This is a genomic window from Lacimonas salitolerans (genome assembly GCF_042677865.1).
Taxonomy (GTDB): Bacteria; Pseudomonadota; Alphaproteobacteria; order Rhodobacterales; family Rhodobacteraceae; genus Lutimaribacter; species Lutimaribacter salitolerans.
The window spans coordinates 1-19,977 of sequence record NZ_JBHUDD010000045.1; the positions used below are offsets into that span (position 1 = coordinate 1).

Annotated in this window: 14 protein-coding genes; 10 read left to right on the forward strand and 4 right to left on the reverse strand. The window is 60.0% G+C overall.

What is annotated here, in order from left to right; genetic code table 11:
* Nucleotides 1-412 precede the first annotated feature (412 nt).
* Nucleotides 413-1,510, forward strand: a complete 1,098-nt coding sequence (locus ACFTOW_RS06850; RefSeq protein WP_379914319.1) for a Fic family protein — start codon at nucleotides 413-415, stop codon at nucleotides 1,508-1,510.
* 575 nt (nucleotides 1,511-2,085) lie between these two features.
* Here the strand turns inward: ACFTOW_RS06850 and ACFTOW_RS06855 are convergent.
* The 3 genes from ACFTOW_RS06855 to ACFTOW_RS06865 all read right to left on the reverse strand — a co-directional run bounded on the left by ACFTOW_RS06855 (nucleotide 2,086) and on the right by ACFTOW_RS06865 (nucleotide 7,817).
* A complete protein-coding gene (locus tag ACFTOW_RS06855) occupies nucleotides 2,086-5,658 on the reverse strand; it encodes a DEAD/DEAH box helicase (RefSeq protein ID WP_379914320.1) in 3,573 nt (1,190 codons plus the stop codon).
* Nucleotides 5,659-5,698: 40 nt separating this feature from the next.
* Nucleotides 5,699-6,619 (reverse strand): hypothetical protein, encoded by a 921-nt coding sequence (locus ACFTOW_RS06860; RefSeq protein WP_379914321.1) that lies wholly within the window; start codon nucleotides 6,617-6,619, stop codon nucleotides 5,699-5,701.
* 205 nt (nucleotides 6,620-6,824) lie between these two features.
* Nucleotides 6,825-7,817 carry a helix-turn-helix transcriptional regulator gene (locus tag ACFTOW_RS06865; RefSeq protein ID WP_379914322.1) on the reverse strand — a complete coding sequence of 331 codons (993 nt, stop codon included), beginning with the start codon at nucleotides 7,815-7,817 and terminating at the stop codon, nucleotides 6,825-6,827.
* A 179-nt stretch (nucleotides 7,818-7,996) separates the two neighbouring features.
* On the opposite strand from ACFTOW_RS06865, the gene ACFTOW_RS06870 reads away from it, so the two are divergent.
* On the forward strand, nucleotides 7,997-8,599 hold the full coding sequence (locus ACFTOW_RS06870) for a hypothetical protein (protein ID WP_379914323.1): 603 nt from the start codon (nucleotides 7,997-7,999) through the stop codon (nucleotides 8,597-8,599).
* A gap of 12 nt (nucleotides 8,600-8,611) precedes the next feature.
* Here the strand turns inward: ACFTOW_RS06870 and ACFTOW_RS06875 are convergent, their stop codons facing one another.
* The gene (locus ACFTOW_RS06875) at nucleotides 8,612-9,871 is read right to left on the reverse strand and encodes a tyrosine-type recombinase/integrase (protein WP_379914324.1); all 1,260 of its coding nucleotides are present in this window, start codon (nucleotides 9,869-9,871) and stop codon (nucleotides 8,612-8,614) included.
* A gap of 618 nt (nucleotides 9,872-10,489) precedes the next feature.
* On the opposite strand from ACFTOW_RS06875, the gene ACFTOW_RS06880 reads away from it, so the two are divergent.
* From ACFTOW_RS06880 to ACFTOW_RS06915, 8 genes are all read left to right on the forward strand, one after another.
* The gene (locus tag ACFTOW_RS06880; protein WP_379914325.1) at nucleotides 10,490-10,753 is read left to right on the forward strand and encodes a helix-turn-helix domain-containing protein; all 264 of its coding nucleotides are present in this window, start codon (nucleotides 10,490-10,492) and stop codon (nucleotides 10,751-10,753) included.
* Nucleotides 10,750-11,019, forward strand: a complete 270-nt coding sequence (locus tag ACFTOW_RS06885) for a hypothetical protein (RefSeq protein ID WP_379914326.1) — start codon at nucleotides 10,750-10,752, stop codon at nucleotides 11,017-11,019. The genes ACFTOW_RS06880 and ACFTOW_RS06885 overlap by 4 nt, the downstream gene beginning before the upstream one ends.
* Nucleotides 11,016-11,438, forward strand: a complete 423-nt coding sequence (locus ACFTOW_RS06890) for a VRR-NUC domain-containing protein (protein WP_379914327.1) — start codon at nucleotides 11,016-11,018, stop codon at nucleotides 11,436-11,438. The genes ACFTOW_RS06885 and ACFTOW_RS06890 overlap by 4 nt, the downstream gene beginning before the upstream one ends.
* Complete coding sequence (locus ACFTOW_RS06895; RefSeq protein ID WP_379914328.1) at nucleotides 11,435-12,472, forward strand: helix-turn-helix domain-containing protein; 1,038 nt, start codon at nucleotides 11,435-11,437, stop codon at nucleotides 12,470-12,472. The genes ACFTOW_RS06890 and ACFTOW_RS06895 overlap by 4 nt, the downstream gene beginning before the upstream one ends.
* 26 nt (nucleotides 12,473-12,498) lie before the next feature.
* On the forward strand, nucleotides 12,499-13,158 hold the full coding sequence (locus tag ACFTOW_RS06900; protein WP_379914329.1) for a hypothetical protein: 660 nt from the start codon (nucleotides 12,499-12,501) through the stop codon (nucleotides 13,156-13,158).
* 189 nt (nucleotides 13,159-13,347) lie between these two features.
* Complete coding sequence (locus ACFTOW_RS06905) at nucleotides 13,348-13,938, forward strand: class I SAM-dependent methyltransferase (RefSeq protein ID WP_379914330.1); 591 nt, start codon at nucleotides 13,348-13,350, stop codon at nucleotides 13,936-13,938.
* Nucleotides 13,908-17,111: a DUF3427 domain-containing protein gene (locus ACFTOW_RS06910; protein WP_379914331.1), complete on the forward strand. Its 3,204-nt coding sequence runs from the start codon at nucleotides 13,908-13,910 to the stop codon at nucleotides 17,109-17,111. The genes ACFTOW_RS06905 and ACFTOW_RS06910 overlap by 31 nt, the downstream gene beginning before the upstream one ends.
* A 271-nt stretch (nucleotides 17,112-17,382) precedes the next feature.
* Complete coding sequence (locus ACFTOW_RS06915; protein ID WP_379914332.1) at nucleotides 17,383-19,707, forward strand: AAA family ATPase; 2,325 nt, start codon at nucleotides 17,383-17,385, stop codon at nucleotides 19,705-19,707.
* Nucleotides 19,708-19,977 lie beyond the last annotated feature (270 nt).

The following is a 19,977-nucleotide window of genomic DNA, read 5'->3' on the forward strand; positions in this document are numbered from 1 at the left end:
GGGCGGCATCTTCTCAAGCGTCGCGACCAAGGATTCTCATCCTGATTGACGCGCTCTTCTCATCAAGTTTGTCGCGCTACACATATTGCAGCGTCAAGAGGGCACCACGCAGCAGCGGCGAGCGCATTAAGTCTGGGTGATCATCAGGAAGCGTACGGAATTCAATCATGCTCAAATGATGCCACGAGCACAACTCCGATGCCAAGAGGCCCGTGTGTGCAGGCCCAGACGGGGTCGCTGAGCACGAGTGCTAGGCGCCGAATAGAAAAGGCGGATCTAGCCGACGATCCTGAATAGGCTAGGCGTGCCGTGCGGAGATTGCCCACTCTATTCTCCGCACATATTGCGGCTTTTGCTCTTGCCAAAGCGGAGAAAAAGCCGGATTATCGCCGCACATTTTGCGGAGTATGTGATGCAAATCTGGGAACGAGACACCTGGCCCAACCTAACTTGGCAAGACGTGCGCGTCGCCACGTGCCTAGCTGAGATGCGCCATACCCAGGGCAAGCTGATCGGCAGAATGGAAGCGCTAGGCTTCAAGCTGCGCGAGGAAGCGGTGCTGCAGACGCTGACACAGGACGTCGTCAAGACAAGCGAAATCGAAGGCGAACAGCTCGACGCCACTCAGGTGCGGTCATCGCTGGCACGTCGCCTTGGCATCGACATTGGCGCCCTGCTTCCGACAGATCGCAACGTCGAAGGCATCGTCGAGGTCATGCTTGATGCGACGCGCAACTACGACGCTCCACTGACAGCGGAACGCCTATTCGGCTGGCATGCCGCCCTGTTTCCGACCGGGCGCAGCGGCATGACACGCATCCGCGTCGGGGATTGGCGCGATGACAGTACCGGCCCGATGCAGGTGGTATCAGGGCCCTACGGCCGGGAGCGCGTGCATTACACAGCGCCACCTGCCTCTAGGGTCGCGGCAGAGATGGAAGCATTTTTCGCCTGGTTCAACGCGCCAATTTCATCCGATCCGGTAATCAAGGCGGCCCTGGCGCATCTGTGGTTTGTGACGATCCACCCCTTCGAGGATGGCAACGGACGGATTGCTCGTGCCATCGCTGATCTTGCGCTGGCGCGGTCAGAGGGGAGCTCACAGAGGTTCTACAGCATGTCGGCGCAGATCCGGACAGAACGGAGCGCATATTACGATCAACTGGAGCAAACGCAGAAGGGCGAAACAGACGTGACAGCGTGGGTTTTGTGGTTCCTCGCGTGCCTGGATCGCGCCATTCGAGGAGCGGACTGTGTACTAGCTGCAGTTGTCGCGAAGGCTCAATTCTGGGAACGCGCGGCCCCGATGCCGCTGAACGAACGCCAGATCAAGGTTCTGAACCGCCTACTCGACGGCTTTGAAGGTAAGATGACCACGTCGAAATGGGCGACAATTGCCAAGTGCTCTCAGGATAGTGCAAATCGCGACATTGCGAGCTTGATTGAACTTGGACTGATGCGGAAGGGCGAAGCCGGCGGTCGCAGCACGAACTACGAGCTGGTACCGTAACGCGAGCAGACCGAATTGTCAGCCATCACCCGGCCAAACCGATCCGTTCCAATATGCCCGAACATCATCGACCATCACTGGTTTCGGCTGATTATCAATGATTACGGCTTTTCGGGGGGTGCGACTCGTCAAACGTTGACATGGCGTTGACATGGAATAAACGCATAAAGCCCGACTGATTAAGTCGGGCTCTAAGCATTTGATTTGGCGTATTATTTTGGTTGCGGGAGTAGGATTTGAACCTACGACCTTCAGGTTATGAGCCCAGCCCTTTGAGTTTTCGTTAGTTTATTAAAATCATGCACTTACGAGATATGCCTTTGATATCAGGAATCTTCTTCCCCCACATTCACTGCAATTCGGGCACATCGGACCACAAACCCAACGCCAAACGCGCACTCGCGGGTTGATGTGGCGTTGATGTTGCAGGCATACCTGCCCTGCCAAATCATCATCAATCTGACCGTGTTTGCCATTAAAGTTGGTTCGTAGACCGCTATCAGCGAGCGTCTGCTCACTGTTGCCTTGGGTTCACCTCGAATGACTGTAAGGCGTTCTTCCGGCGCACTCGCCCCTTACGTTCCCTCGCGCCGGTATGGCAGATAGGGTTCGCCGCTCACCTGACGCAGATCGACAGACAGTTCAAAACGGAATTGCGAAGATTGATCGTCCCAGTTAGCCGGGATTTCGCAGTAAGCGACGGCGTAACCGGCAGGATCAATCCAAATGATACCGTGGTCGTTTAAAAGCGGCAGCACGCTAAGTCGACGCACAACATAATCGCTTTCCGACCTCTCGAGCCGCACATCGAGCACTATCTCGAGTGATGCATAACGTTTAGGCTCTGGCGACTGGCGCGCTTCGGCCCACTCTCTGATGCGACGCGGGTCGATCTTGTCATTTGGCGCAGTGTCATCGTCGAGCTGCGCATAATATACGCGCGCATCCGCTTCAGCCTGTACACGGTCACGAGCATTGCCACGCGCCAGCAGAAAGGCAGCGACCGGATCGAGCGTGCCCCAGTTGACCAGCTCCTTAAGCCAGAAGCAAATCCACGGCAGGCCGCTGCGAGGCCAGTCGTCAAGGGTAAGCGCGTCGACCGGACCTGCGGCATCGCCTTGATCCATCAGCACGCCGACGAGGCTGCCCAGTCCCCAATTGCTTCGGTAGATGAAATTCTCAGATACGAAAGCAAACCAAGGGCCGAGTTCCTTCGGATTGGGCTGTTTGCGAAGGCTTGTCTTGAACAGCCACCAACGCAGCAGCTTCTCCCAGTCTAGGAACGGCTTGCGCTTCCGGCCTAGTTTTTTCGAAATGCGGAATGCCGGTACTTCGCTCAGCATTGCGATAATCGCCCGGACGAACTGAAACTGTTGCTCAGCGGATTTGTCAGCATAATCGATGCCATCGACCAAGGCAGCGCGGATGTCGGCGACATTATCCAAAAGGATCGACCCCGAACGGGGCGGGAGGCTAGTCTTGTAAAGCTGACGGCGGCGATTGGGGTCAGGATAGAGACTGGTGATCGCCCTGCCTCGCCCGAGCCAAGTTCGAGCAAGGCGATGTTCTTCGTCTGCGGCAACATGGGCGTAAGTTCGCTGCCACAAAGCGGACAACTCGGTTTCGAGGTCGGCGGCGCTGAGGCTAGCGTTGCGCAACTGCTCGACTTCCTGGATCGCCGCGATCAATAGCCCATCGAGCGTATCCAGCAGTTTCTCACTCTGATCGTCACTATCATCGTCATCAACAATCGCGGTTTCTTCGAGCCATTCGCCGAAGGCAACATCATCATCGCTTCCAGTGAGCTCTTCCCAGGCTTCGCGCAAACGAACAAGCAAAATGGCAAGCGCACTGTTGGCACTGCCTCCCTCGATCGACTGGTCCCCGGTCGAGGCAAGCTCGGTTGCGTTTTTCAGCTCCTCGACAAGCTCCTCATACCCTTCCCAGGTGCGGTTCCAGACATGTTTCCGGCTGCGGCCTCGATACTCACGCTCGGGGAGCACGACGAGGGCAGTGCCTTCAGTCGCGACGCCAGGCCGACCAGCGCGTCCGATGAGATTCGAGAATTCATTGACTGTGAAGACCGCATTGGAGCGATGGACGCTTGGGATGAGCAGCGTGTTGACCGGGATATTGACCCCTTCGGACAGCGTCGAGGTCGCAATCACGACACGGACGTTGCCGCGATCGATCGCCACCTTGAGCCGGCGTGCCAACAGTCCTGGCATTTGGCCGTGATGGACCGCAATCCCGCGCACAAGCAGTCGATATTCAAACGACGCCCTCGTGAAGTAATCCTCGGCCGCAGCAAGGCAGCTCTGCCAATGAGCATCGTCGTCAGCGACCGACCAGTAACTTGGTAGCGCGATTTCCGCCGCGATCCAAGCTTCGAGTAGATCGGCGCAATTCTCGGCGAAGGAGCTGACATTTTGGGTCAGCGAGATCATCACCATCGGCCGGGTGCCGTCGGGGCGCTCGGCGGCGAGGTGGAGGGCGGCCCAGAGTGTCGGACCGCGTAGCGATTTCTCGACCCCGAGCGTGCTGTCGACACCGCCGGGAACTGGTGGAAACGGGCTAGGGATATACGGGCTATCATCACTGCGCTCGTCCTCGAATTCGAGCGTGCGGCCGTCCATCAGGTCATAGCGGATGTCGAACCGGCCGCTGCGCGCGACCTCCAGCCGCCCGAGCATCTGCCGGGTGCTGCGATGGGTCGAGCTGATCGGCCCGCCGTCCGCGTCGCTCGATAGCCAGGAGGCAATAGCGGGCGCAGCCTTGGCGGCGACCGCCGAGAGCGCGATGATCCGGAAATTCTTGTCGTCCTGCGCGTGCAATAGCCGCGCGCTAAGCTGCTCGAGACGGAGCGCTCTAGAGGTGCCGTCGTTGACAGCATCCGCTCTGCTCGGATCCTGCTCAACCATATGCGCTTCGTCGATCACTACCAAGCGCACGCGATCAAGGAACAGTGTCCCGAGATAGCGCAGCAAAGCATCGGCTTTTTCGAAGGTGCAGATGACAACGGTGGGCTGATCGACCTGCACCCAGGCATCGGTCGGCCCCCAGTCGGTGCCGCCGTAAAGGCCAGTCACGACGACCGGTTCGGCTGCGATACCGCGCAAGTCTTCAGCAAAGCGGGTCTCGACCTCGGCTGCGAGTGCGCGTGACGGTACAAGATAGAGAATGAGATTTTCTGGGAGAAGCGGATTGGCGCGGGGCGCGAACAGTCCCTGAACGGCGCCAAGAGTGGCGATGGTCGTCTTGCCCGACCCTGTTGGTGTGCAGAGTACGAAGCTGTCATTGGCAGCGAGCCGGTCGATGCCTGCACGTTGGGCAGGCCAAACCAAGGCGCGACGGTTGACAAAGGCGGCACGAGCAAACTGGGTCAGCGCGGCGCGTGTACGCAGGTTCGCATCATCGGCGAGCCGCTCGATATGCGGCCAAAGACTCGCCGCGATGAAGCAATGGGCTGCGCCCGCGCATAGCCGCGCCAGTAAATAGGAGTAGGGATCTCGGCTATGCACATAGCTGCTGGCGAGGGCATCTAGCTTGGCGAGAGCGCGATCGACTAGCGTCGCTTCGCCGGTTCGCAGATAGGAGCAAATGGTACCGATGCACATGATCACGTGGCGCACGGTCGACACCTCGAGATCGACTAGCGGCTCGCTATCGACCTCGTCGTCTGTCACGGCCCGTGAAACACCGTCCTCGCCAAGCTGGTGCTGAACCTTCCAGAACGCCTGCACGGCAGTAAGCGCGGCATCGAAGTCGCCCCGCAGGAATTCGCGAAGGATCGTGGAAAAGGCTTCATCGGTTGGCATCTTACGCAAATGACCAAGCGCCATGGCCGGATACCCGGCCACCTGATACGCGGCCGCCGAAAGGAGATGGATGGGGGCCTCCGCTGGCTTTAGAGATTCGTGCGAGATCCATTCCAGAACTTCGGCAGCGCGCTTGACCGCGGTCGTCCAAGCACGGCCATCATCCGCCGCACGTTCAAGCCAACCAGTTTCGAGCAGCAGGCAAGCCTCATCAAGCCGGGCGGAAAGCTCAGCCGGGCTGAACGACGGCAGCCCAGCAGCGCCCATGTCGCGCCTGACGCGCTGGCTGTAGAGTTTGGCCTGAAGAGGCGACAGTGCTGAGCCAGCCAAGTCCCGTCTCACTTTCGCCGTGATTTCAAGAACAGCTTCGCTAGACATCACGCCCCCGATATAGCGTGTCGACGAGACCTTTGAGATCTTCGAGCTGGAATTCCATCGCCTCGAGTCGCCGGTCAGCGGTGTAGGATGTGTGCGGCGCGTCGGAGGGCAGCCAGCTCACACGGCTCGCAGGCCGGACCGGCCAATGACCAACGGTGTAGGCTAGGCTATCGCGGCGCTTCGCGGTCCTGAACCCATCGCGGTACAGTTCGAGCAGGCGGGCAACCCATTCCTGAGCTGCGTCCGCCTCATAGTCCGAAAGCAAAGTGATGAGCTCACGAATTCCGCTCGGGCGTTGCGTCCCGGCGGCCAGCTTACTATGAGCCTCCGAAATCGTCTCGGTATTGCTCTTGGCCAGACATTTCGCTTCCAGCGCAAGGACATGGGTGATCTTGCCTTGCGCGTCGAGGCGAAATGCAAGCGCATCGTCGCCGGTCCGCCCCGGCCGCTTTTCTTTCTCCGCGTCACGGTCGTGCGGCTCCCCCATTAGGATGCGCTCGTTGATGAGATCAAGATGCTGGAACTCCTGATCATGAAAACGGAACAGGAAGGCTGGGACATGCCAGTCGGTTTTGCCAAACGCGCCGAAATGCTCGACCGCGAGACCCGCGAGCGTCTCACCGAGATAGCCTTGCAGGGTAATGCGATTTAGCATCGCGGGGTAGTGGGCTGCGGGATCGTCGACGGGATCGGAAAAGGGCGAGAGTTTATCCTCGAACCCCTTACGAATGCGCACGCGAGCGTCGTCGAGCGCCTCCTGGGCGTAGTCGATCAGTTCGTCACGCAGCGCCGCGAAGTTGTCGTTCACCTCGCGCCAGACGCGCAATTCATATTTGCGGTGCGAACGGGTCACAGGCTTTGCGACGAGCCACGCATTGAGTGGACTCAACGCTACTCGTCGGAAACGGATCATCTCAATTCCTTTTACATCCACAACAAATTGCCAAACGGTCTAATATTAGATGGTGCTTACTCACCTTTATATCTTTTGTATTGACAAGATTGCAGGCTGGCCAGTAGCCCTGTGACCGTTTCCGGGAAAGTCGCCGCGCAGCATTCAATAAGATCAAGTAACAGATCTGGGCCGCGCAACGGCAATCGTGGCTATCCCGCCTACATCAAGGCACCACCCCCAGATCCCCACGTTGATGCCCTCCGACCATCGCGCGCAGCGGCTCCGGCGCGATCACCTCGACCTGATCGCCCCACTGATAGAGATGCCAGGCCATCTCGACCCAGCCGGAGGCAGTGAACTCGACGCGCAGGCTGCCGTCGGGCTCGTCGGTCAGCTCCTGCGTCGGATGGAATAGAAATTCGCGCGCCGCATCGGCCGCGCTGGGCGCGAAACGCCAAATGATGCGGGTGTGTTCAGCATCAGAGTGAAATGATCCGAAAGATTGCGCGGCATAGGCTTTCAGGTCGAAATCCGGATCGCGCTTGAAGGCCTGCATCGTGATCGCGGCCTTCTCAATCCGGTCGATGCGGTAACGGCGCAGCGCACGCCCGTTGCCCAGATCCCGCGCCACCAGGTAGGGGCGGATCCCCAGCAGGACACCGCAGGGTTCAAGCTCGCGCTCGCGTGCCTCGCTGTCTCTGGCGCTGCGATAGACGATCTTAATCGTGCAGGGGATTTTCAGGGCCTGCGATATCGCTCCCATGATTTCAGGGTGCGATTTCACCTTTGGCCCCGGCCTGCAGGCATAGCCCTGCATCATCAGCAAGGCTTCGGCATCCGTCTCGGTGCGCGCGATCTGGTGCGAGGGCAGAGCAGCCATCAACCGGTCGCGCAGAGAAGCCAGCGCCTTTGCATCCTGCTCTGCCCCCTCGTCCATGGCACGCCTGATGCTCTTGTCGAGCGCGGCAAGTTCTGTGTCGCGCACCCCCTGCATCTGAACAAAGCGCGAGTCGCTCAGCTTCCAGTATCGCCGACGGCCCGGGCCATCGATAGCCTTGAGGCCGGGAAATGCCAGTTCCAGCCCCCGCAACATGCGCTGGGCAGTGCGCTGATTGACGTCGAGTTCGTCGACAATATCGTTCACGCAGATCCCTTTGCGCCGCCCGGCCGCCATTTCGGCCAGGCGCATCAAATCCAGACTTTTTCCAAATGACATGAAATCGCTCCTACTACGGCAGTTCCTGCCATAGAGGGTAGGTCATAATAAACCATAGCACGAGTCATTTTAACGATTCGCAATCTAAGAGTGAGTGCCCTGCAGACTTGGCTAGACCACCCCGCCCGTGACCGCGCGGTCACGGGGCTCTCAAGACATGGCAGAAGGACCATACCGCGATGACATTACCACAGCGAGAATATTTCACGATCGAGGAAGTTGCCGTCCGATGGGAATGCACCATCGCCGACATTGCGGGCCTGGCCGTGAAGGGCAGGATCGACATTGTGACCGGCATCCCGCCTGTGCGCGTCGGGGACGAGATCATGGCCGGCGAAGTGATCGTGGCGGCCTTCGATATTCTGCCCGTATTTCGCCGCTGCTGCACGGCCCCTAAGACCATCCGGCTTGGACGCATGCGCCCGCCTGACCGCCCGGATTGGCGGCTGGTCACCGCGCCAGAGCACGGGGTGGAGGTCTATATCGCGGATTTGCTCGTCGCAGGCGCGCATGTGTACCGGTTCGAAGACCAGAACACGATCCTGCGCCGTGTCGCGGGGGGCCCGGGATCGTCATCACCCTATGACTGGGAAGGCATGCTGCAAGCCCTGGCCTTGCGCCTGCATGAAGACGGCGTACCCGCATCACAAGGCGCGCTGGTGGCCGAAATGCAGGAATGGTTCGTGCTGAACTCCAACGGCGATGATGTGCCCGATGAACGTTCGATCCGGCGTCGGATTACTCCGCTCTGGCAGAAGCTGAGAAAGAAAGAGGAAACCTGACGCGCGCGCTGATCATGCCGATTTGCGATCCGCGTCGGGTTTTGGCACCACGGTCAGCTTCGGGCGCACCATGCTGGCCACAGCATCGAGCCCTGCGCGCAATGGGGCATCGTAGAGATGCGCATAGCGCAATGTGGTCTGCATCTGCGTGTGCCCCAGCAGCTTGCCGATCATCTCGAGCGACGCCCCGCCGCTGACCAGCAGAGATGCAAACGTGTGGCGCAGATCATGGATGCGGGCATCCTCGATCTGTGCTGCCTTCTGTACCCGCATCCAGAAGCGGCGGATTTCCTTCACCGGCTGGCCCGGCACGTCACCGGGAAAGAGCCAGGGATTGCCCTTTGGCACCAGCAACCTGCGCTGGCGCACGATGGCCGCGACATCCTCAGAGATCGGCACGCGGTGCAGCTTGCGCTGTTTTGTCGTGGCTGCAGGCTTGGTCCAGATGCCCTGTTCCAGATTGAACTGCTCAAACCGCGCCTGCCGCACTTCGCCCACGCGCGCCCCGGTCAGCATGCAGATGCGGATGATGCCTGCGGCGCGCTGATCCTCATCTGCATCCAGTGCCGCCGCCAGCCGATCAATCTCTTCCATGGTCAGGAATCGCTCGCGCGGGGTTTCGGGGCGACGGTAGAAGCCATTGGCCGGGTTGTCCTCGCGCATGCCCCAGTCGATGGCGAGATTGAACATCTTGCGCAGCACTTCACCCACGCGATTGGCGCGCACGGGAGTGGGCTTTGCACCCTGAAGCTTGCGCGCGCGGTTATTGGGCTTCGCCTTGTGCGGTCGGGCACGGCCCTCGGCAACCTTTGCCAGCAGTTTCTCGACATCGGATCGGGTGATCTCTGTGACCAGTTTGCGCCCCCAATGCGGCGCGATCATCTTCTCCATCATCGACTTTTGGTCAGCCACGCTGACCGGGGCGAGACGGACCACATGTTCTCTGAGATAGCGATCAATCAGATCCTGCATGCGCGGAGCCTCGCGGATCAGGTCGCGCTCGGCCAATGGGTCACGCCCCAGATCGACATCGCGGCGCAGTTCACTCGCCCGATTGCGCGCAGCCGATACTGACCATTCCGGCCAGCGCGCGAAAGTCATGCGGCGCTGGCGACCTGCATGGCGATAGTCGAAGGTGAAAGCGCGCCCACCGCCCCGGTAAATGCAGGCTGCAAAGCCACGAATGTCATCATCAAAGATCTGGTAATCGCGTCCCTCGACAGGAATGGCATCGCGCAGGACTTTCTCGGTCAATCGCACTCGCTTGGGCATCGGCGCATCTCCTTTCCCTGTCCATGACGCGTAGATTCGCGACACTATCAAGGCTATCTGATCGCCATTCCGGCAGGGTGGCAGTGACCGGCACTGGCTTTGCCAATGCGTGCCACCCCTGTGCCGCCCCTTGTTGTATGGGGATTGAACGGAAACCTGCGGTTTCGCGCGCGCCAACTGCCAGAGCGCGATTCCAGCCATTGGTGGGGCTTTGTCGCCCGATATGGCCGAAGCCACCAAAACCTCAGTGAAATCAGTGGCCAGCATAGAAACCGGCACGCCACTGCCGGTCACTGCCACCCTTGCCACCCCCTGAATGTGGCCCATCAGCGCGCCCTTGACCGTTCACGCCGCTGTATTCGGGCGAATGCGCGCGAATGTGGCGCGGCGGGCTACGCGCACCCGCAGCGAAACTGACTTTGCAGAGTTTGCAAATCCTGCCGCGTTGCAGCGCGAAATCACGAGAACTCAATAAAACAAGGGGTGGCACGGGGGTGGCAAAAGGGTGGCAACGCCCCCTTCTGTCACTGCCGGTCACTGCCACCCTGCCACCCCTGACGCTGTGCTTGTGATGTCTGACGACATCGCCCGACCCGGGCCCAAATCAGGAGAGCGCAGATGACACGACCCGATCCGACACCCGCTTCATCCCTTGGCACCACCAAAAGCGGCCTGTTGCAGGGCTGGATCAGCCGCAGCCAGCTGGCTGAGGAACTGGGCGTCTGCGAAGAAACCCTGCGTCGCTGGACCAATGCACGCCGGGGTCCGGCCTGCGTGCGCGCCGGGCGCAAAATCTACTACCGCCGCACCACAGTCCTGGCCTGGCTGGAAAAGCTCGAAGGGGCTGACCAGGGCCGCACGCGCCGGGGGGCACGTCAATGAGCATCCCCCTGCCCTACCGCCAGCACCGCCAGCGCGAACAGGCGCGTCAGGACTGGATAGAGGAGCGTCTACGCGAGGCGCGCATGGTCGTGGCCGATGTCGTCAACCATTCCGATCACCTGCTGCGGCTCGCCTGCAATGTGTTGGTGATCCATGGCGAAACGGACGCGGAGCGCAAGGATGCGCGGATCCTGCTCGTTGTGCTGGACGCAAGATCGCCCACGCGCGCTGGGCGTGATCGCTCTGACCGGGAGGGCCGGCCATGAAGCGCCGCGGCACACCCGAGGCCGATCTGCAGCGCGCAGTCGTGCAGGCCCTGCGCTTTGCCCTGCCCCGCGCGGCCATCATCCACCACTGCGCCAATGAGGTCACCGAACCTGGCACGCGTGGGGCGAAACGCCAGGCCATCTTGGTCGGCATGGGCGTCCACCCGGGCTTTGCCGATCTGATGGTGCTCTGCGATGGGCGGGTGCTGTTTCTGGAGCTCAAATCCATCAAGGGCAGGCTTAGCGCGAACCAGGAGGCGTTTCGCGACGCCGTGCTGGCGCAGGGTCATGGCTGGGCGCTGGTGCGCGCGCTCGACGATGCGCTGGACGCGCTGGCCGATAACCGGTTCACCACGCGGGTGGTGCAGGCCGATACGGGTCAGCGCACGGTCAGCCCATCCCGGAGGGCCGCGCCATGAGTCACGAGGCCACCAACTGGGCGATCAAGCAGCGCGGGTTGAAACCCACTACCAAGATCGTGCTCTGGCATCTGTGCGACCGGTTCAACCCCGATTATGGCTGTTTCCCTTCGCAGGTGCGGCTTGCCCATGATTGCGAAATCAGCCGTTCGACGCTGAATGAACATCTGGGCCAGCTGGAGACAGCCGGGCTTCTACGGCGCGTCCCCCGTATCCATCCGGTCACCAAGCGCCAGATGCCCACCCGCTACATTCTGGGGTTTGAACCGGGCTTCACACCGCATGAGCCAGACCCGTGTCCGGAAACCGGACATGGAAATGCAGGCGAGGCCGCAAGCATCGCAGATATCGGGCCATTCGACGGTGAAACACCGGATATGGCAGAGCCGTGTCTCAATTCCGGACACGGCTGTGACGACCGACCCGTGTCCGATTTTCGGCCTGACCCGTGTCCGGAAAATCGCCAAAGCCGTGTCCGGAATCCGGACACTAACCCTGTAAGGGAACCTTTAAGTAAACCAGTAAAGGAGGAGGAGGACGCGCGAGCGCGCGAGGCGATTTCTGATGATTTTTTTGAAGAGCTGCTCAAGGCGCTGGGCCTTGACCCCACTGCCCTGCCCGGCTGGTGGCAAGGCTGGCCACCGCGCGAGCATGTCCGCCGCTGGCGCGACGATCTGGGCCTCGACGAGGCTGCGATCGTTGAGGTGGCTGAGGAATCGCGCAGAACCCATCCCGAACCACCTGATGGCCCCAAGGCACTCGACCGCGCCATGCAGCGCGCAGCCCAGCGCCTGAAACAGACCGGAGCGCCGATTACGCAGAAATTCGCTGCAAACGGCAAAGGCCGATCAGTGCAGAGAAACAATGATCACAGCCCAACGCCCAGCGCTGACGAAAAGGCGGCCTTCTATGCCGATCTGGTCAATTCCGACCGGTTCCTGCCCGCGAATACGATCAGCAACAGCATCCGCGATGCGATGCTGGAACGGGGGCTGGTCACAGTCGAACGCCTGCGCGAGCGAGGCATCCGATGAGCCGGGTCGATCGCAGATTGAACCGCATGTCCACGCCCAGCGCGAATGCGGGCGGCAAGGCAAAACGCGCCATGGGCGTGCAACAGGCGCTGGAATGGGCGTTCCGGGTCGAGAAGGCTCAGCTGGAACTGCCACTTCCGCAAAGCGCGACCGAAGAGGGCTTCGGCTTTGGGCTGGAATACGTCCTGTTGCAGCGCGCAGCGCTGGGCTGCCAGGTCGATGGCGGACAGCACAAGCTTGGTGGCTATGTCCATGAGGATGCCGAGGTAATCGCCGCCATTGTCGCAGGGTTGCCTGACGCCTTGGGCGGCAAGCGCATGGCGATCCGGGTGGCCGAACTCGCACGCGCGGGGCTGACACCGGACTGGATGCCGGGTGCCGTCCCACGCTGCGTGCCGGTCGAGATGAAGCGCAACCAGCACGGTGCGCGGGCCACCACAGTCGTCGTTGGCACTGAACGTATCCTGAACCGAGGCAAATGGCGTACCGTCGAGGTACTGGCATGCCCTGTCAGATGGCGTCCGCACCCAGAGCAGATCGAAGCTGCGCGGCGCGCCTATGACGACTGGTGGCGCGCGCTGGACTGGGTGCGGGACGGGCTGATCTCAGGCGGGATGCTACGGGAAGTCGGTGTGACGGCTGCGATGCCGAAGCTCAGCCCGTGGGTCAGGGGGCAGCAAAATTGAACATCAGCGGACACTGAACACGGGGTGTTTTCGTCAGGGACGACCAGCTTCCTCCTGGACACCGATGCAATATGTCAGTTAGCCTTGAGGCTGTCCCACACGACATTGAAAAACAGAGCATATTTGCAAACGCAATTCGAGCTCCCAATAGGAAAATGGCAAGGATTAACGCCTGACTTGGAAAGCTGCATGACGGAATTCTACGATGCCAATGCGACGATCTTCATCTCGACCACCCGAGGTGTGGACATGTCGGACGTGCAGCGTCGATTCCTGGCGGCTTTGCCAATCGTCGAAGGCAAATCTGCTAGGATCCTCGATGCGGGCTCGGGGTCAGGACGGGACGCGTTGGCATTTCGGCTTCTGGGCTACAAGGTCGAGGCCTTCGACGCCTCCCTTGCCATGGTCGCGGCAACGCGAGAGCATGCGGGAGTCCAGGCGCGTCAGATGCGATTCGAGGACTTCGCCTGGGATCATCAGTTCGAGGGTATCTGGGCCTGCGCCTCACTGTTGCATGTGGCTGCCGCAGATTTGCCTGCGGTTATCAAGCGGCTTGCCGCACATCTGACACAGGGCGGTGCGCTGTATCTGTCGTTCAAGCTTGGCACGGGTGAACGGGTCAAGGACGGCAGACAATTTACCGACATGACCGAGGATAGCCTCGCGATCCTCCTGGACGGATGCGGCGCGCTCAGTCAGCCTGATATCTGGCAAAGCCGGGATTGCCGCCCGGATCGGGCATCGGAGATGTGGGTAAACGCGGTGGTGACCAAGAGGTGATGGATGGATCGCGTGCCGAAGACAAGCCGCACGATGGTCCTTGCGCTCTCTGCGACGCCCCGGCGAGCGCCATTGTTGAATGCGACGCACAGGTCATCCTGACCCGCCAGGGCGCTGGGCTGGTTCTTGCCCCGCGCCGTCACGTTGCGCGCTGGCGAGACCTTTCACCCTCTGAACATGCCGCACTGGGCGCGCGGATTGGCCCCGCCCAGACCCTTTTGGAGACCGCAGACACGGCAGCGCGTGTGACGCTGGTTGAGACCGGTGGCCATGTGCACCTACGGATCGATCCGCCGCTCGCAGCACCCGGCCCCTTGCCAGGCATGCCCCATGATCGGCCCCTGATCTCGGGCGGTGAAGATGCGCTGCACGCCCATCTATGTCCCCTGATCGACCGGGCGCAGGCGGTCGATCTTTCGGTGTCTTTCCTGATGGCCTCGGGCGTGCGGCTGGTCCTGCCGCATCTGCGCGACCTGTTGGACCGGGGCGGACAGTTGCGGCTGTTGACCGGTGACTACCTCGGCGTGACGGAACCGGCGGCCCTGAGGCTGATCGCGGACCTTGAGGGCGCGCGGCGGCTGCATGTTTTTCAAGCAGCGCAGATCCCTTTCCACCCCAAGGCCTGGATGTTCACCTTCACGGGTGATGGTGGCGCGCTGATTGTGGGATCGTCTAACCTGTCACGCTCGGCGCTGACCGACGGTATCGAATGGAACCTGCGCCACGTCGACCCGGTCGATCCCGCGCCGCTCTTGGCCGCCCGCGCTGCCTTCGAGGCTTTGCTGGCACGCCCCGAGGTCACCGAGCTGACGCCAGCCTGGATCGACGGCTATGAGGACCGCCGTGTTGCACCCCGCCCCGTGATCAGTGGCGTGCCGGAAGAACCACCGGAAACGGCCCCCATCCCGCACGAGGTGCAGGCCGAAGCGCTTACCGCGCTGCGGGCGACCCGGGCGAAGGGCTATGGTTCAGGACTGGTGGTTCTGGCCACCGGGCTCGGCAAAACCTTCCTTGCGGCCTTCGACAGCGGGGATGCGGCCCGCGTCCTGTTCGTGGCGCATCGCGAGGAAATCCTGACCCAAGCGATGACCGCCTTTCGCGCCGTCCGTCCCCGCGCCCGGCTTGGCCGCTACAGTGGCGAGGAGAAGGACGCCGAGGCTGATATCGTCTTCGCTTCGGTCCAAACACTCGGGCGCAACTCCCATCTGACCCGCTTCGATCCCCGCGCCTTCGACTACATCGTGGTCGACGAATTCCACCACGCCGCCGCCGCCACCTATCGGCGTATCATCGACCATTTCCAACCCTGCTTCCTGCTGGGACTGACCGCCACGCCAGACCGCAGCGACGGTGGCGATCTGTTGGGCCTGTGCGAGGAAAACCTTGTCTATGAATGCGATCTCTGGTCCGGAATCGATCGCGGGCTTCTTGCACCCTTCCATTATTTCGGCGTGCCCGATCCGGTCGAATACGCCCAGATCCCTTGGCGTAGCGGCCGGTTCGACGAAGCTGCGCTGACTGCGGCTGTTGCCACCCGGGCCCGCGCCGAAAACGCGCTCGAACAGCTCGCCAAACGCGGCGGCAAGAAAACCATAGGTTTCTGCGTCTCGCGCCGGCACGCCGATTTCATGGCCGATTTCGCGCAAAGCCGCGGACTGCGCGCCGTGGCGGTCCACTCGGGCGATACCTCCGCCCCTCGGGCCAGCGCGTTGAAGGCGCTGGAGGATGGCGATCTCGACATCGTCTTCGCCGTCGACATGTTCAACGAAGGCGTGGACGTGCCCTCGATCGACACGGTGCTGATGCTGCGCCCCACCGAAAGTCCGGTTATCTGGCTGCAGCAACTTGGCCGCGGCCTGCGGCGGTCGGCGGAAAAGACACATCTGGCCGTCATCGACTATATCGGCAACCACCGGATTTTCCTGACCAAGTTTCGCACCTTGCTCAAGCTGGGCGCGGGTGACGGCGCGCTGCGGCTGGCGCTGGAGCGGCTGAACGACAAGCTGATCCAATTCCCTGTGGGCTGCGATGTAACCTATGACCTGCAGGCGCTCGACATCCTGCGATCCCTGATTCGCCAACCGCGCGATGGCGAGGAATTGGCCGCCTTCTACCGCGATTTCCGCGAGCGCCACGGCACAAGACCCACAGCCTCTGAGGTGCAGCACGCAGGCTTCAACCCGGGCCGCACGGGGCATGCGGGCTGGCTGGGCTTCGTGGCCGACATGGGCGATCTGTCGGAGGCACAGCACACCGCCTGGACCGCGCATCGTGCCCTTCTGGACGAGATCGAGACGACCCGCATGACCCGCAGCTACAAAATGCTGGTCCTACGCGCGATGATCGAGGCAGACGCCTTTCCGGGGCGGATCGCCCTAACCGATCTAGTGGAGCGCGTCGCCCGGCAGGCCCGTCGAAATCCCCAGATCAAGTCGGATCTGAGCGTTGATCCAGATGACGTTCCCCGACTGCGGGCGGTCATGATGCAGCAGCCTCTGAAGATCCTGGCCGAAACAGAATGGTTCCGGTCGGGGCCTGGCACCTTCGAGACCACGTTTACCGAAGACGGTAACGTGGCCCTTTCCGCGCTTGCCTCAGAACTCGTGGACTGGCGGCTGCTGCGATATTTTCAGGCGCGGGATGTGGTCTACGATATGCCCGAGGGCACTAGCCTCACCGAGGCCGCCGAAGACGCGGCCCCCGCCCCGACTGCACCCGGCAAGGGTCTGGCGCTCTGGCAAGAGTATCAGCGCGACCAGATCGCGCCCAATTTCGGAGCGGTATTCAACACAGGGTCCTGGAACGCCGGTATCGTCGTCTTGAAGGAAGCGCGGGCGATGATTTTGCTAGTAACGATGGACAAGGGCAGCATGTCCGTTGGCGGCCATTATGCCGACCAGTTCGCCAGCCCCACGCGCTTTGTATGGCAAACCCAGACCAGCACCCGCCGCGACGACATGCGAGGCCGCATTATTTCTGGCGAAGAGCCCGGTTGGACGGTGCACCTGTTCCTGCGCAAGTCAAAACTACGGGATGGCCGCTCGGCACCCTTCCGCTACGCTGGTCCAGTCCGGTTCGTCGGATGGGAGGGGGAGGCGCCAATAACGGTGCAGTGGGATCTCGAAGCGCCGGTGCCGCGTCAACTTAAGGCATTGTATGGGGTTGAAGAGTGACCAAGCCTTGTAAACCCGCTGGGGCAAGAAGCAGAAGTTGGCTGCAAATGCGAACACTCTCATGCACAAGTTAGGAGACGGACCTTCGGCTCGCCTAGTGGGCCAGAGCCTTCGCCCCAGACACCAAATTAATAATGGATAATCTTGACTCGCGACTGCTCAGAGGCCTCAATGGCGAGTGAACTTCAATCCATCCACGCCTGAGCTCAGAGACAGATGACGATGGAAAAGACAGATGAGTTACTTGTACTGATGGATTTGAGAGTAAAGAATGAATACAGCGCCGAAGCCTAAATTTTCGCTGTCAGTCCGACATCTCGGACCCGTTTTTACTCTCGATGGAGAGTTGACGAAGAATAATCAGAATTTGGTGTTTGCGCGAAATGGCACTGGCAAGTCCTTCCTATCGCGGGCGTTCAGATATCTCGACCTACATGGGCAGAGCGAAGATGTGTCAGACGCCGCGTTCAGCCTTGTGTCTGACGAGTCCAACGATGGCTCCGGCTCGTTCGCATTCTCCCGCGGCCCGACAGCGATGGGGACGCTTAACCTGCAAAAGGTTGGAAACGCGGTTACGGCGACGGTGAATGACACAATTTTCCACGTGTTTTCCGAAGATTTCGTGCAGGAAGAGCTTAGGGAGCGCAAATATGAACTAGATGGCGAGATCGAAAACCAGATCGCTGTCGATAGCGAAAACATCAAGCTCGATGACGCGACGAAGGCACTGGAAGAAGCCAGAGAAAAGGCATCTGGAGCCTACAACACGCTTGAGAGACAATTTACTGAAGCGAAAGAAGCGGAGCTGAATGCGAAGGCAGGTATCAACAAGCAGCTGAGAGAGTACAAGGCGCTTTCTCTGGAAAAACTCATGGAGACATTTCAGGAGAAACCGGAAGCTCCCAAGCAGTCACTCGCCGACATCATCAAAGACTTAGACAGTCTTAAGGCGATACCCGCAGAGCCCGTCTATCCCGGACAAGTAGAGGCCGTCGCGACCGATGATTTCGATCTCGATGCCCTCGCCTCATCGCTTGATCGCTTGACCTCCCCATCAAGTGTCTCCGATGCGATCAAGAAGAAGATCGACTCGCATCACGGCTTCTACGAGGAAGGCGCAAAGATCGTTCGAGATGAGCACCGGACCGAGTGTCCCTTCTGCGAACAAGGAATCACCAACCCTGATCCCAAGGCGGTGATTGACGCCTACATCGAGTACTTCGAAGATGAGGAAGAAAAACACAAAGCGGAATTGAGAGATTTCTTCCGGAAACTCAAACAAAGGGAAACGCAGCTAGATCAAGCGGAAACCAAGCTCGCAAGGCAGAAATCCCGCTACGACGACTTGAAGCGCCATGTGCCTTCAAAGAGAGATACAGAAGTCAACGACGGTGCGGACGAGCTGAAGACTGTGCGAGACGCGATATCGGCTCTGAAGTCGACGATCGAACACAAGGCCGCCTCTCTTGGAACGGTGGCAGCGCTTCCTGCCGAAGACCTACCCGCTGGAATCGCGAAAATAAACGCAGTCATTAAAGACAATAATAGTAAGGCAGAAGCGCTAACTTCAGCTGTAGAGAAGGCTGATGAAGAGCGTAAATCATTGCAACGAGAGGCTTGCGCGGTATTTGAACGCGAATTCGCCATCAGTAATTGGCCAAGTATCGAAAGCTTGCGTGCGTTGAAGGCCGATGTCCTCGTTAAGCAGGGCAATGTGAACGAACTAGAAAAGTCCAGCCCATCCGCACAAGCGCGGGATCGCGTTGCCGAGACCTTCGAATTGCTCCTCAAGGAGTTCTTCGCCGAGAAATATGTTTTCGACAAAACGAACTTTGTATTGAAGCGTGGCGATAAGGAAATGGCTCGTGGGCCGCATAGAACATTGAGTGACGGCGAGAAGACCGCGATTGCTTTCTGCTATTTCATTGCATGCGCCCACAAGAAGGTGGTGACAGGCAGCGATTATAAAAAGCTATTCTTTGTCTTTGACGACCCGGTCACTTCAATGTCCTATGATTTTGTCTTCACAATCGCACAGACACTAAAGAACCTGAACATCTCGGATCAGGGCGAGATTTCAATTAACCCAGGCAAAATAGACGGTAACTCGTGCTGGAAACCGGAATTGCTTTTGCTGACCCATAGCAGTTATTTTTTCAATATTTCACTTACTAACCGAGTGGTCGAAGACAATGCGGCCTTCGCACTTCACAGCGACGGCAAAAGCCATAGTCTCGCGCGCTTAAACAAGTACATCGCCCCCTTCCAGCAGCAACTGATCGACATCTATGAGGTGGCGAATGGCAAGGATCCAGATCACAGGACCGCAAACTCGATCCGTTCAGTGTTGGAGGCGATTGGACGCTTCTGCAGGCCAGACAAGTCCGACAGCCTTACAGACTTTGTCAAGCATCTGGCTGGCGATGAGTACATGACCCTCAAGAGTGTCCTGATCAACTCTTTGTGCCACGGCACCTACTACGATGAGACGCCTCCGCCGGATGATCTGGTGCTCGCCTGCACGGAAACATTGGTTGTGGTGGAGCGATATGCTGTGGGACAATTGGAACTGATCAAGAAGGCAGCCAAGACATGAAGTTCGAAAGCCAGCAATTTATGTAGTCCTGTCTCTCCCGTGCTCATGGCGTGAAGAATGCCGGGTATCAAACTGTTTAAACGAACTGCAGGAAACGGGTGCGCAGGTTCACTCTCGAGGGCGCAGCGCGATTGGTTGTTGGGCCAGGTGCGCCTTCCCCCCCCCCCCGCTATGGTTCCTTCCGGGCGCGATCTGTATACGGGGGGGCTGAGCGCGCAAGTTTTCCAGCGTCTGGCCTTTTCACCGGGGAATCCACTTGGAAGCCACCCC